This is a genomic window from Colwellia sp. (assembly GCF_013215345.1).
Lineage (GTDB): Bacteria > Pseudomonadota > Gammaproteobacteria > Enterobacterales > Alteromonadaceae > Colwellia.
On sequence record NZ_JABSOV010000034.1, the window covers coordinates 1 to 13552 of the forward strand.

General features: G+C 39.6%; 13 protein-coding genes, 1 pseudogene and 1 riboswitch. Of the genes and pseudogenes, 12 read left to right on the forward strand and 2 right to left on the reverse strand.

All coding sequences use genetic code 11. The annotated features are described in order from the left end of the window. A pseudogene (locus tag HRT50_RS07145) lies at nucleotides 1-249 on the reverse strand (phosphomethylpyrimidine synthase ThiC); the annotation flags it as partial. 150 nt (nucleotides 250-399) lie between these two features. Continuing rightward, nucleotides 400-497, reverse strand: a riboswitch (TPP riboswitch). 179 nt (nucleotides 498-676) lie between these two features. Here HRT50_RS07145 and HRT50_RS07150 point away from each other — a divergent pair. The 12 genes from HRT50_RS07150 to HRT50_RS07205 all read left to right on the forward strand — a co-directional run bounded on the left by HRT50_RS07150 (nucleotide 677) and on the right by HRT50_RS07205 (nucleotide 12360). After that, nucleotides 677-1264: a HutD family protein gene (locus HRT50_RS07150; RefSeq protein WP_291612825.1), complete on the forward strand. Its 588-nt coding sequence runs from the start codon at nucleotides 677-679 to the stop codon at nucleotides 1262-1264. A 106-nt stretch (nucleotides 1265-1370) separates the two neighbouring features. Beyond that, complete coding sequence (locus HRT50_RS07155; protein WP_291612827.1) at nucleotides 1371-2030, forward strand: lysoplasmalogenase; 660 nt, start codon at nucleotides 1371-1373, stop codon at nucleotides 2028-2030. A gap of 144 nt (nucleotides 2031-2174) precedes the next feature. Continuing rightward, nucleotides 2175-2789 (forward strand): transcriptional repressor LexA, encoded by a 615-nt coding sequence (lexA, locus tag HRT50_RS07160; RefSeq protein WP_291612916.1) that lies wholly within the window; start codon nucleotides 2175-2177, stop codon nucleotides 2787-2789. A 669-nt stretch (nucleotides 2790-3458) separates the two neighbouring features. Continuing rightward, on the forward strand, nucleotides 3459-4952 hold the full coding sequence (gene coxB / locus HRT50_RS07165; protein ID WP_291612918.1) for a cytochrome c oxidase subunit II: 1494 nt from the start codon (nucleotides 3459-3461) through the stop codon (nucleotides 4950-4952). A gap of 11 nt (nucleotides 4953-4963) precedes the next feature. After that, the gene (ctaD, locus tag HRT50_RS07170; RefSeq protein WP_291612829.1) at nucleotides 4964-6583 is read left to right on the forward strand and encodes a cytochrome c oxidase subunit I; all 1620 of its coding nucleotides are present in this window, start codon (nucleotides 4964-4966) and stop codon (nucleotides 6581-6583) included. Nucleotides 6584-6603: 20 nt separating this feature from the next. Next, the gene (locus tag HRT50_RS07175) at nucleotides 6604-7170 is read left to right on the forward strand and encodes a cytochrome c oxidase assembly protein (RefSeq protein WP_291612831.1); all 567 of its coding nucleotides are present in this window, start codon (nucleotides 6604-6606) and stop codon (nucleotides 7168-7170) included. A 23-nt stretch (nucleotides 7171-7193) separates the two neighbouring features. Further along, the gene (locus tag HRT50_RS07180) at nucleotides 7194-8078 is read left to right on the forward strand and encodes a cytochrome c oxidase subunit 3 (RefSeq protein ID WP_291612833.1); all 885 of its coding nucleotides are present in this window, start codon (nucleotides 7194-7196) and stop codon (nucleotides 8076-8078) included. An 11-nt stretch (nucleotides 8079-8089) separates the two neighbouring features. Then, a complete protein-coding gene (locus tag HRT50_RS07185) occupies nucleotides 8090-9004 on the forward strand; it encodes an SURF1 family protein (protein WP_291612835.1) in 915 nt (304 codons plus the stop codon). Next, a complete protein-coding gene (locus tag HRT50_RS07190; protein ID WP_291612837.1) occupies nucleotides 8997-9584 on the forward strand; it encodes a hypothetical protein in 588 nt (195 codons plus the stop codon). Before HRT50_RS07185 ends, HRT50_RS07190 begins: the two co-directional genes overlap by 8 nt. Nucleotides 9585-9588: 4 nt before the next feature. Then, nucleotides 9589-10650, forward strand: coding sequence for a heme A synthase (locus HRT50_RS07195; protein ID WP_291612840.1), 1062 nt, complete (start codon nucleotides 9589-9591; stop codon nucleotides 10648-10650). A gap of 28 nt (nucleotides 10651-10678) precedes the next feature. Then, entirely contained in the window at nucleotides 10679-11599 is a 921-nt protein-coding gene (gene cyoE, locus HRT50_RS07200; protein WP_291612920.1) for a heme o synthase, read from the forward strand. 95 nt (nucleotides 11600-11694) lie between these two features. Further along, entirely contained in the window at nucleotides 11695-12360 is a 666-nt protein-coding gene (locus tag HRT50_RS07205; RefSeq protein WP_291612842.1) for an SCO family protein, read from the forward strand. Nucleotides 12361-12416: 56 nt separating this feature from the next. Here HRT50_RS07205 and HRT50_RS07210 read toward each other — a convergent pair whose 3' ends face one another. Then, nucleotides 12417-13490 carry a polysaccharide deacetylase family protein gene (locus HRT50_RS07210; protein ID WP_291612844.1) on the reverse strand — a complete coding sequence of 358 codons (1074 nt, stop codon included), beginning with the start codon at nucleotides 13488-13490 and terminating at the stop codon, nucleotides 12417-12419. Nucleotides 13491-13552: the final 62 nt, after the last annotated feature.

A 13552-nucleotide genomic window follows, 5' to 3' on the forward strand; every position in this document is an offset into this window, starting at 1 on the left:
ATCATAAACACATAAAGGTTCGTTTTTCTCATAAACGGCAGTCTCTTTACTACCACTAATTAAGGTATCAGATAAGGTGATTTCACGCATACCCACTTTGATATCGTGGATTTTACCTGATACATAAACTTTTTTGGAATTAGGGAATGATTGGTCGGAAACATTTTTTAAAAATGCTTCTGCCGCTGCACGTTTTTCACGTCTGGTTGGTTTTTTTACTACTTTATCAACATTGGTTGAATTGGACATGGTCGCACCTTGTTTTTGTTTTTCTTGTTTTATTCCCAATAATAAGGACAATAAAAGTAAGAAAAAAATAAAAATAGGCGGAGTTTTTTTAACTATTTCATAGTTAAAAAGAGGCAAAAAGAGGTTGGAAAAAATTAAGGTTACAGGACTTAATCACTCTCTCTTGTTTCCTACGCAGATATTAATCTGATCAGGTTTTACGGATCCCGCTTTCGCGATCTCAGCCTTTGGCACTCCGACAAGTGTGCGCTTACCAATCTTAAAAGTTAGGTAAGCGCAGCTAGATTCTAACGTGAGCTTAGCGGATAGTGCAAGCGCTAAAATAATAAACACTACAAAGCAGACCACTGACAAAGCAGAGTAAAAATAACCATTGCCAATATGAGTGAGCAAGGTAACATGAGCAAAAATTTACGATGAAGCCCTTATGTTAACTATATTCTCTGCTGAAAATTTTAAAACTATTCCATGGAAAAATGGCTTAGGCCACACCACTGAATTAGCCATTAGCGATGGCGGTAATTTAGATAATTTTGCTTGGCGATTAAGTATCGCCAGCGTAGTAAATGACGGTGATTTTTCAAATTTTTCTGGATATCAACGTAATTTAGTCTTAATAGAAGGCGAAGGTTTAACACTAGATCACCGCAATGGCGATGTTGATAAGTTAGCTGAACTACTGGATATCGCCCACTTTGATGGCGCCAGCAATACTTATGGCGCGCTAATAAATGGTGGTATTAAAGACTTTAATATTATGACCAAGCAGGGTCATTTTTCTGCGCAAGTTGATACCTATACGGCTAATGAAAAAGTAATGTTATCAGCCAAAGCGAGCACCTTAATATTCGCTTATAGCTTATCGGCAGCAATGACTTTTGAGCAGAGTAACAATAAAACTGATGTTGCTCAGGGAGCTTTAGCTCGCATTGAAAACCAAGCCAGTGAAAAGCCACTAGATATTTCACTTACCGGTGAAAATATGATAATAATTCAGCTATCTAAGTTAAAATAAGCAAGTTAGAGTAAAACGGTGAGGATGCACAAGTAAATTAATACTTAGGCAACCCTTACAGCAATATTCTTAACAAAAAAATAAGTTATATATAAGGTAAATGGCAGTGAATAAAAATAACACCCTAGTATTTATCACCTTAGCCATTAGCTTTATTTTATCAACACTATTAAAGCCGTATCCATTTAGTTGGGCAGTAAAAATGCTGCCTATATTCTTGCTTATTGCTATTACTTGGCAGCACAGTAAGCAGCTTATCGTCCAACAGAAACCAACTAGCGTTAGGTTTTTTATCTTTGGCTTATTGTTGTCTAGCTGCGGTGATTTTCTACTGGATTACAACCAACAGGATTGGTTTATTTTCGGCTTAGCGGCTTTTTTCATTGCCCATCTTTGTTATTTAATTAGCTTAAAACCTTTTAATAATGTCTATATAGCTGATAAGAAACCACTTATTCTCATCACATATATCGGCTTTGGTGTTCTGATGTTTATGCTATTTATTAATGGCTTAGGTGAGTTATTTATTCCGGTATTGGCTTATATGGTAGTGCTACTACTTATGGCACTGGCAACTGTATTTAGCCACAGGTCTAATTTATGGCTAGTGCTTGGTGGTATTAGCTTTGTACTATCCGATTCATTAATTGGTTTTGATAAATTTAATAGCGCTATTGTTCAAAACCAACTTTGGGTAATGGCAACCTATTACTTCGCTCAATTTGCCTTAGTTAAAGGTTACCTGATGTCATTAAAGAAAATTTAATGATCTTTTGTTAGCAACAATCATAAGAATACCCTGACATACTTGCCCTTAAAGTAAAACTTGCCTTTAAAACATTCCTGTATATACTACCAGTAATACTGTGTAAATTTACAGGCTTAAGCTATGATAGATTCAACCACCGAATTGCGCCCGCTGACTAAGCGACAGCAACAAATTTATGATTTAATCAAAGATAAAATCAAAGATACGGGTATGCCACCAACGCGTGCTGAAATCGCTAATTTTTTTGGTTTCAAATCAGCGAATGCCGCCGAAGAACATTTAAAAGCCTTAGCCAAAAAAGGCTATATTGAAATGCTTGCCGGCACCTCTCGTGGCATTCGTTTAGTTGAAGAGTTTTTAGAAAAAGAAGGTATACCACTTATTGGCCGTGTCGCTGCTGGTGAACCTATTTTGGCGCAAGAGCATATCGAAGAGCATTATAAAGTAGATGGTGATTTGTTCCACCCAGCCGCCGATTACCTTTTGCGTGTTAATGGCGAAAGCATGAAAGACATTGGTATTTTAGATGGTGATTTACTTGCTGTGCATCAAACTACTGATGTACAAAATGGCCAAGTAGTTGTTGCCCGCGTTGAAGACGAAGTTACGGTAAAACGTTATAAACGTGAAGGTAATATTGTTTATTTACATGCTGAAAATGAAGAGTTTTCTCCCATTAAAGTCGATCTAACTAACCAAGAATTCAATATTGAGGGTATTGCCGTGGGCATTATCCGCAGTGGTAGTTGGATGTAACTCCCCCCAAAAAAAGACCTGACTAATGTTGCTTAATCAGCAATATTCTAAACGCCATAATTACGCTAACTAATAATAAAGTTGACTGTAATTGTGGTTTTTTTATTTCTTCATAGCAGAAAACCCCTCAATATTTCTATATTCTTTTTTTATCTATATCCCAAGTTTACCAAAGCTACTTACAGCAAAGCTCACGCAAACATTAGAGCTATTACTCCATTGAATTAAATGACTTTTTTCTAATTACTTAGCTATATAACATTTGACCTAGATCAAATTTTAGCGTAATTCTAGTAACAGTAACGCATACAAAACGAACATAAAAAGAATAAAAAGACGTCGATGCGCTAATCCTGTGACACTAAATTACTAGTGCCATGTCAGATTACTATTCACGTCGGTAATAAACCTGAACTCGGTATGGGTACCAAACGGTATAAGTTTATTCGCCATCAATCGTTCTACATCGCGAAGCCGTGGCTAAACCGAGATCTTGTTAGTTTATAAAAAATAAAATAATAAAAACTACAGATATTCAGTTCAGTGGTTATGAAGTACATTGCTGTACATCTGTTCTCTATGATTATCAAGAGGAGATGCCGTGTGGGGAAACATAAGCTAATTTGGTTAGTGTTGGTAAGCCTGTTTACCAATTCAGCCTGGGCAGACATGCAGTTAAACCTGACGAAAGGGGTTACTGCCGTTAGCAGAGATGTGTACGATTTACATATGCTGGTGCTGTACATTTGTACCGCAATTGGCGTCATAGTATTTGGTGCTATGTTTTGGTCCATTGCTTTTCACCGAAAATCTAAAGGGGTAAAACCTGCTGATTTTCATGAAAGTACCAAGATTGAAATATTATGGACGGCAATACCCATTGTCATCTTAATCGCCATGGCAATACCGGCAACACACACACTAATCGCCATGGAAGATAACAGCAATTCTGATGTTACTATCCAAATAACTGGCTCTCAATGGAAATGGCATTACAAATATTTTGATCAAGATATCGAATATTACTCTGTGCTGTCGACCCCACGTGAACAATACCAAAACCAAAAAGAAACTATTGCTACCAAGGGTGAAAACTATTTACTTGAGGTTGATAAGCCACTGGTGATTCCCGCCAATAAAAAAGTTCGTTTCTTAATTACCTCTGATGATGTTATCCATGCGTGGTGGGTACCTGCTTTTGCCGTTAAGCAAGATGCTAACCCAGGCTTTATTAACGAAGCATGGACTAAAGTCGATGAGCCGGGAATTTATCGCGGCCAATGTGCTGAATTATGCGGTAAAGATCATGGCTTTATGCCCATTGTAGTTGAAGTGAAATCTGAAGCTGATTATGACATTTGGATAAATGAACAGCAGCAACGTAATGCCCAAGCTGCCGAAGCTGAAAGAGCGTCATTAAGTGCTTCACTATCAAAAGAAGAATTGATGCAACTAGGTGAAATCACTTATACCGCCTATTGTTCGGCATGCCATCAGCCAACAGGCTTAGGTTTGCCACCGGCCTTCCCTGCCTTAAAAGGTAGCCCTATAACTACAACAGGTAGTGCTAAAGAACACATTAACATTGTCTTTAACGGTAAAGCGGGTACTGGTATGCAGGGTTATGGTAAGCAATTAAGTATGAAACAAATTGCTGCTGTTGTTACCTACGAGCGTAATGCTTGGGGTAATAATACCGGTGATGTCGTGCAAGCATCTGATGTTAAATCTGCTGTTGCTTATTCTGTTGAAGGTACAGCACAAGAGGCTAAAGCATCCGTAGCAGTTGAAGAAGCGGTAGAGACAATAACTGAAGAAGCACCGGTAGAAGATTTAGCTAAAGTGTATAGCCATGATGAATTAATGACTATGGGCGAAAAAGTCTATATGAAAGCTTGTGTTGCTTGTCATCAACCGACAGGTGCAGGCTTACCTCCAGCATTTCCTGCGCTTAAAGGCAGTGCAATTGCAACGGGAGATATCGCTGTTCATCTAGATATGGTGCTGAACGGTAGTAAGAAAAATGCCGCCATGGCTGCTTTTGCTAGCCAACTAACCAAAACCGAAATAGCCGCTGTTGTAACTTATGAGCGTAATGCTTGGGGAAATAATACCGGTGATTTAGTACAACCTGCAGCTGTTGATGCTGCTAGTGCGAATTAGGGGGATATAAAATGACTACAGACGCTATAGCACAAGATTCGCACGACGAACATCATGATGACTCACATGAACATGGAAAAATGACCGGAATAAAGCGTTGGCTTTATACCACTAACCATAAAGATATCGGCACGCTGTATTTATGGTTTGCTTTTATTATGTTTTTAACCGGTGGCGCCATGGCAATGGTGATCCGTGCTGAGCTATTTCAGCCTGGTTTACAACTAGTAGAACCAGATTTTTTTAACCAGTTAACCACAGTGCATGGCTTGATCATGGTATTTGGCGCGATTATGCCTGCATTTACCGGCTTTGCTAACTGGATGATACCTATGATGATAGGTGCGCCAGATATGGCACTGCCGCGCATGAACAACTGGAGTTTTTGGATACTGCCCTTTGCCTTTGCTATTTTGCTTAGCTCATTCTTTATGGAAAGTGGTGCGCCTAACTTCGGCTGGACTTTCTACGCGCCATTATCCACAACTTATTCTAACGGCAGTACTGCATTCTTCGTTTTTGCTGTGCATATCATGGGGATCTCTTCCATTATGGGGGCAATTAATATTGTCGTTACCATAATGAATCTGCGGGCCCCTGGCATGACTTATATGAAAATGCCGTTATTTGTTTGGACATTTTTCATTACGGCTTATTTATTAATTGCGGTGATGCCGGTGCTCGCTGGTGTGGTAACCATGCTACTAACCGATACCTATTTTGGCACTAGTTTCTTTGATGCCGCAGGTGGCGGCGACCCAGTAATGTTCCAGCATATTTTCTGGTTCTTTGGTCACCCTGAAGTATATATTATGATTTTGCCGGCTTTTGGTATTGTCTCAACCACTATTCCGGCCTTTTCTCGTAAAAGACTATTTGGCTATAGCTCAATGGTTTATGCCACCTCATCAATTGCTTTATTGTCCTTTATCGTTTGGGCACACCATATGTTCACTACAGGCATGCCATTATTTGGTGAACTGTTCTTTATGTATTGCACCATGCTCATTGCCGTACCAACAGGGGTGAAAGTCTTTAACTGGGTCGCGACTATGTGGCGCGGCTCATTAAGCTTTGAAACACCCATGTTATTCTCTATTGCCTTTGTTATTTTATTCACCATAGGCGGTTTTTCAGGCTTGATGCTGGCAATGACTCCTGTTGATTTTCAATACCATGATACTTACTTCGTTGTTGCTCATTTTCATTATGTGCTGGTTACTGGCTCATTGTTTTCAATTTATGCCGGCGCTTATTATTGGCTACCAAAATGGACCGGTCATATGTACAACGATACCTTGAGTAAATGGCATTTCTGGTGTTCATTAATATCAGTGAACTTGCTGTTTTTCCCTATGCACTTCTTAGGCTTAGCGGGTATGCCACGTAGAATTCCAGATTATGCACTGCAATTTGCCGATTTTAATAAGTGGGTCAGTATAGGTGGCTTTGCCTTTGGTATATCGCAATTGATTTTCTTAGTCGTAGTGATCAAATGTATTCGCGGTGGCGAAAAAGCCCCGGCAAAACCTTGGGATGGCGCCTTAGGTTTAGAGTGGACAGTAGCAAGCCCTGCACCTTACCACACCTTTAGTACGCCACCCGCGCAAAAAGACATAGACAATATCTAACAGCCGAGACATAAAATAATATGAATAAAGAAGAGCAAAACCAAGCTGGCATTAATACTAGCGCTAAAAACAACAGCAAAACGGTAAAGAAATTACTGCTGGTGGTTGTTGCTATGTTTGGCTTTGGTTTTGCGCTGGTGCCTTTATATGATGTTTTTTGTGATATTACCGGCTTAAATGGCAAGACTAACGATACTGCGGTGGCTTATACCTCCACAGGTATTGATAAGTCTCGATTAGTAAAAGTACAATTTATTACCCGCAATGCCAAAGGTATCCCATGGAAATTTGAACCAGTAATTAATGAAATTGAAGTTCATCCTGGTGAGATGAAATTGGTTTCATTTTATGCAAAAAACAATGCAGCGCATGACATTATTGGTCAAGCCGTACCGTCAGTTTCTCCTGGCTTAGCGGCAAATTATTTTCATAAAATTGAATGTTTTTGTTTTACCCAACAGCCGCTTAAAGCCGCAGAGGAAGTTGAAATGACCTTGCAGTTTTATGTCGACTTAGAATTACCCGCAGACATCAACACCTTAACTTTATCTTATACCTTGTATGACATAACAGAGAAGTCGTCATAGGGTTCACTGAAAAGGGATAGAAAATGACTAACAAAGAATACGAAAGTTATTACGTACCCAGCCAAAGTCACTGGCCAATTATCGGCGCGGTGGCACTATTTATGATCGCCTTTGGTGCCGGTAACTATGTCACTGATTTAGCAAATGAAGAAAGTGGTTACGGTGGCTATTTATTACTCGCAGGCATAGCCCTGATTATTTATATGCTAGTGGGTTGGTTTAGTGATGTCATCAATGAATCGTTAACGGGTAAGTACTCACATCAGATGGATAATTCATTCCGCCAAGGGATGAGTTGGTTTATCTTCTCTGAAGTGATGTTTTTTGTCGCATTTTTTGGCGCATTATTATATTTACGCGTATTTTCAGTGCCTTGGCTTGGCGGTGCCGGAAATAATATCGAAACTGGCGCGGTACTCTGGCCTGATTTCACCGCAATATGGCCGTTAATAAAAACCCCTGATGGCACCACTACCACGGCCATGGGTTGGTTTGGCTTACCGCTAATTAACACAGTTTTACTGATGACGTCTTCCGTTACTGCCCACTTCGCCCACAGTGCCTTACTTAAAAATAACCGTAGTGCCTTAAAAGCTTGGCTTGGCCTAACCATATTGCTAGGTGTGGCTTTTATCTGTTTTCAAGTTCTAGAATACGCACACGGCTACTCTGAAGAAATGCGTCTATATCTGGATAGCGGTGTCTATGGCAACACTTTTTACTTATTAACTGGCTTTCACGGCATGCATGTCACCTTGGGTTGTATCATGTTGATAATCATGTGGTTAAGAGTATTAAAAGGCCACTTTACCCCAGGTAACCATTTTGCTTTTCAAGCAGCAAGTTGGTATTGGCATTTTGTCGATGTTGTTTGGGTCATGCTATTTGTTTTTGTTTATATTTTATAAGGTCTAACTTTTTGCAGTATGTTGATAAACAAAAAAAAGTATTAACTAACTCATTAGTAAGCAATGCCCTTTGGACTTTCCTCTGGTTAGCGCTAACGCTTATTGTTTTTGTTTGTTTGGTTAAATTATCTATTTGGCAGTATAACCGCGGTTTTGAAAAAGAGCTGCGTACTGCCCGTATTACCCAGCTGAATCAACAATCACCGTTAACGCTTAATGAAGTCGTTAACCTTTCCAAGGAAAAGCAATTTATCGGTAAAGAAAACATTAACGATTTTCCCGTCACTATTACCGGCCAGTTCAATGCTGACTATATATTTTTACTCGATAACCAAGTGGAAAAGTATTCTTTAGGCTACCGTGTCTTACAAGTTGTAGAAACGCCAACTCATGCTGTATTAGTTAATTTAGGTTGGGTACAGGGTTCAATTGATCGAGGTGTACTGCCGGAGGTAATCCCTTTGCATGGACAATATAAATTTCAAGGGCATGTACGTATTGTCGAGCAGAGCATAATGCTTATCGAGCAAGACTTTACTCAAGCCAGCTGGCCATTACGCGTACAACAAATAGAATTAGATAAATTCGCTACCCTTACTAACAAGCCGCTTTTACCCTTTGTTATCTATGTAGATCCAGCAGAAACCCTTGGTCATAAAAAGAACTGGCACCCTATAGTGATGCCAGCAGAAAAACATTTCGGCTATGCCTTTCAGTGGGCAACGTTAGCAATCGCTTGGCTAGTATTGATGATTAGCTTACGTATCAAAACTAAGAAATCTGCCCATGATCAGCAGTCAAAATCAGCTGTTTCATTACCTGACAGCCAAGCTACTAACATTGACACTGATACGGATTCTGACAATAAGACTCTCACTAATTCTCTCAATAATAAGAACAAGAATGAGGCGGTAAAATATGGCTAAATCCATTTCTTCCAATGATACAAACAATAGTTCAAATAAGAAAAATCGTCGCAGCTTACTATTGTTAATAACGGTTTTTATCTTGCCGATATTATTAGCAAAATTGGCCTTAGAAAACCAATGGCTAGACTTAGGGGTAACTAACCAAGGTGAGTTATTAACTCAGCCGTTAACACTGACTGATCTAGGAATGAATGAACCAGAGTTTGCCCAACAGTGGCTTATTATTTATCGGCTGCCGAGCCAGTGTCCTGATATGTGTTTGCACAGTATTGAAACCGTGCACAACAGCTATGTCGCCTTAGGAAAAGATATGCCTAGGGTCACACCAGTATTACTGAAGGGAAATATTTTTTCGGCCCAACAAAATAAACAACTGACCAAGAGCCAATGGCAAATACTAGCCTTAACCCCGCAAATGAAAAACTTACTGCACGGACCACAAGTACTCATTGCCGACCCTTTAGGTAACATTATTTTAAGTCATCAGTTGCCTGAGCAAGAGCAGCAACAAACTTCATTGGGTAAGGCTATTATTGCTGATATGAAAAAACTTTTGAAATATTCTAAGGTGGGCTAACTAAATGACCGAACACAGTAGCAATACCCAAACACTACGTCGTTTAGTGCTGACAAGTTTACTATTAGCCATTGTTGTTATTGGTCTGGGAGCTTATACCCGTTTAACCCATGCCGGCTTAGGTTGCCCGGACTGGCCAACCTGTTATGGCTTGCTTGATGTGCCAGAAACGAGTCAACAAATTGCTACCGCCGAGCAAGCTTTTCCCCAAAGACCTGTTGAACCCGCTAAAGCATGGAATGAAATGATCCACCGCTATTTCGCCGGCAGCTTGGGCTTACTTATTGCCGCGATTGCCTTCTTTTCAATTAAATTACGATTTTCAATGCGATCCAGCGTTAGGTATCCGGTAATTCTGCCACTGTTAATTTTATGTATTGTTATTTTCCAAGCCGCTTTAGGTATGTGGACTGTGACCTTGAAATTAATGCCTGTGGTGGTAATGGCGCACTTACTCGGCGGTTTCACTACCCTGTGTTTGCTATTTTTATTATATTTGCGCATTCAAGCCAAAGGAATCAATGCTCAAGGAGCAAACTTAGTTGATTGGCAGCTTAAAAAGTACAGTAGCTATGCACTACTGGGCATTACTATTTTAACGGCGCAGATTGCCCTCGGTGGCTGGACCTCTTCAAACTATGCGGCAATGAGCTGTGTTGAGTTACCTATTTGTCAGGGGAATTGGCTCGGAAATTTAACTTTTGAGCAGTCCTTTGACCTAATTCCCCCCAAACAAGAGAGCTATGAGTTTGGTCACCTAGCCCATAATGAACGCGTAACTATTCATGTTAGTCATAGATTAGGGGCTATGGTTACCGGAATTTTTCTCGCTTGGTTAGCCATTATGGTTTTTCTCAAGGCGAGGAATCATGCAATAAAAAGTGCTGCAGTTGTGCTAATGACTTTATTAATTGTCCAGATCAGTTTAGGTATTAGTAATATTTGGTTTTCCCTGCCACTTAAAGTTGCGGTAGCGCACAACTTAGTAGCCGCCTGTTTAATGCTGAGCTTGATCGCTTTAGCGTATAAGTTAAGACAAAATTCCAAGGAGTCGTTTTATGAGTAAGGCCATCAATAAATCAATGAGTAGTGCTATGTCAGAGTCAATAACTGACAACACTAATCATTTTTCCATCAGTCATATTTTTATCAATTGGCGTGCTTATTACGATATAACCAAACCTAAAGTCGTCGCCTTGCTGGTACTGACAGCACTCGTTGGTATGAGTTTATCGGTTCCTGGCGGTTTACCATGGCAACTATTATTCCCGGCAATGTTAGGTATTGCTCTGCTCTCTTCTGCGGCGGCAGCTATCAACCATATTGTCGATGAGAAAATAGATACCATCATGGGGCGAACGCATAATAGGCCTTTACCAGAAGGTAGAATTACCGTCATCAATGCCATTGTTTTTGCCATTAGCATAGCCTTGCTTGGTTTTATTATTCTTTATGCCTTGGTCAATCCGCTAACTGCATTTTTGACCTTAGCCGGTTTAGTGGGCTACAGCTTTATCTATACCATGTATTTAAAGCGGGCTACGCCGCAAAACATTACTATCGGCGGTTTAGCAGGTGCAATACCACCTTTGTTAGGTTGGACAGCAATGACCAATGAAGTTGCCCCTAACGCCTTATTATTGGTCTTAATTATTTTCACTTGGACACCGCCTCACTTTTGGGCATTAGCTATTCATCGTAAAGATGACTATGCCAAAGTTAATATTCCCATGTTGCCGGTAACCCATGGTGTCAGCTTCACTAAAACACAAATATTGTTATATACGGTATTACTCTTTGTGGTTTGTTTATTACCTTATTTAGTGGGCATGAGTAATTGGCTATACTTATTAGGCGCTTGTAGCTTAAATTTGATCTTTTTTGGCTATGCTTGGCAGCTTAAGTTTCATGCTAAAGAGGGCACGGCTATGGCAACATTTAAATTCTCCATAGTGCATCTAATGCTGCTGTTTATTATTTTGCTGGTCGATCATTATTGGCTGCCAATGACTTAGCTTCATCCCTTTAACAGCAAAGACTTAGCAGCAAGAAATTATAGCGAAAGCTTAGTACCAGTACCCTAGTCAAAATGATAAAAAACAGGATTTCAATGAAGAAAATTATCTATGGCATTATTGCCTTACTCTCCATCAGTGCCGGTGCGGTTGGTTTTCATCTCATTACGCAGACAAAACAACTGCCATTGCCTGAATACGCATTGCATTATCAGCAAGCACGGACAATAGCTGCGTTTACCTTAACCGATGAGTTAGGACAGTCTTTTAATAACAGTCAGTTACTCGATAAATGGTCACTGGTTTTCTTCGGTTATACTTCTTGCCCAGATGTTTGCCCAATCACCTTACAAAACCTCAATTTCATTTATGACGAGCTAACCACTATTGCCAGCAATAGCCAAGTGCTATTAGTATCCGTTGACCCTAAAAGAGATACCACTGAAAAGCTAGCGCAATACATTGGCTATTTTAATAAAGACTTTAAAGCGCTGCGTGCAGAGCACGATGTGCTTTTTCCGTTTGCTCGTAATTTAGGCATGATGTATGCCATTACTAGTAAAGAGGATGCTGAGGAAGGAGATGAAAGCTACTGGGTTGATCACAGTTCATCATTGGTACTAATCAATCCAGCAGGAAAAGTCGCCGCAATATTTAAGCCTGAACAAGAAGTTGGTGCAGTACCAACTATTGATAATGAAAAGTTATTAAGCGACTATCAAAAGATAGTCGCTTTATATAATACCAATCGGACTAATTAAGTGACCACTTAGCGAAAATTAATCCGTTTGCTATAAATAGCTTAGTGCGCGCTCAATTATAAGTGATACCAGCTGCCGTCAGCCTTTAAGATAAACCATGGCTTAGAATACCAGTAGTAACGGCCTGGCTTACTAATACTTGCTGCGGTGCAATTAGCTCTAACTCTGCCTACGGGTAGGTCTTTGCTAAAATTAATACTGAAACTACTATCATTATGCCAAGTGATTTTTTGTTTGCCTAAACCAGAAATATAGCAATTAAGCGCTGATTTATAAAAATCTCCAGTCTCGATATTAAAGGTAATACTTTTTGTATCTTGGTATTTAAAGATTGTTTCGGCTTGCTCACCTTCTAAACTAATATTAAACGCCAATGAGTTTAACTTATCACGTAAGCCAGAAATTTTATCGTAGGGTTTGGATGCAGGAAAACGTGGCACGCTAGTTAAGTCTGTTGATAAATCGATAGCACCTGATTGTTGAGAAAAGGCGACAAAGTCATTGGCTTTTGCCCAGGCTTGCACTGCCACATCATATTCACCATAAGGGTAAGCATAATATCGCCAGCTTTGGCCAGTATGTTCTTTAATAATAGTTTCGGCTTTTAATAATAACTCTGTCTGTTTAGTCAGCCATTGTGCTTGTGTTAAACCACCAGTAATACGCGCCATTGAATCATGTTCATAGCCATGATTGGCAATAATCACACCTTCATCGGAAAGTGATTTCAGCTGAATCCATGATAAATAAGGTGAAGAATTATTGTTTTCATGGCGATTGATAATGCCTGGATTGACATAAATGGTATACGGAAAGCCGAACTTATTTAAGATGGGTTTTGCCTGTGTCATAACATCAATATAAGCATCGTCAAAGGTAATGGCGACGCTTTTATCCGGTAAAGGCTGCTGATTTTTGATAGCTTCAATTAACTCTGATAAGGGCACTACCTTAAAATCATTATCTTTAAGGTATTGTAAATGCACTTCAAATTGTTTTGGAGAGATACTAGTACTTGCCGGTGTGCTATCACTAACATGATGATATTGTAAAATAACCGCGGCATAACTGTTGAGCACAACGCCCAATAATAATGAAACTGAAAATAGTGTCCGCAATATATATTTCATGGTATATACCCTTAAAAATCAGAAGAGATAAAGTCTTTATCTGTAAACCACTAGCACTTTAG

Excerpts from the sequence above, each read along its gene's own strand:
- HRT50_RS07150 (WP_291612825.1), top strand. The coding sequence starts at position 677 with ATGTTAACTATATTCTCTGCTGAAAATTTTAAAACTATTCCATGGAAA.
- coxB (WP_291612918.1), top strand. The coding sequence starts at position 3,459 with ATGCAGTTAAACCTGACGAAAGGGGTTACTGCCGTTAGCAGAGATGTG.
- ctaD (WP_291612829.1), top strand. The coding sequence starts at position 4,964 with ATGACTACAGACGCTATAGCACAAGATTCGCACGACGAACATCATGAT.
- HRT50_RS07175 (WP_291612831.1), top strand. The coding sequence starts at position 6,604 with ATGAATAAAGAAGAGCAAAACCAAGCTGGCATTAATACTAGCGCTAAA.
- HRT50_RS07180 (WP_291612833.1), top strand. The coding sequence starts at position 7,194 with ATGACTAACAAAGAATACGAAAGTTATTACGTACCCAGCCAAAGTCAC.
- HRT50_RS07190 (WP_291612837.1), top strand. The coding sequence starts at position 8,997 with ATGGCTAAATCCATTTCTTCCAATGATACAAACAATAGTTCAAATAAG.
- HRT50_RS07195 (WP_291612840.1), top strand. The coding sequence starts at position 9,589 with ATGACCGAACACAGTAGCAATACCCAAACACTACGTCGTTTAGTGCTG.
- cyoE (WP_291612920.1), top strand. The coding sequence starts at position 10,679 with ATGTCAGAGTCAATAACTGACAACACTAATCATTTTTCCATCAGTCAT.
- HRT50_RS07205 (WP_291612842.1), top strand. The coding sequence starts at position 11,695 with ATGAAGAAAATTATCTATGGCATTATTGCCTTACTCTCCATCAGTGCC.
- HRT50_RS07210 (WP_291612844.1), bottom strand. The coding sequence starts at position 13,490 with ATGAAATATATATTGCGGACACTATTTTCAGTTTCATTATTATTGGGC.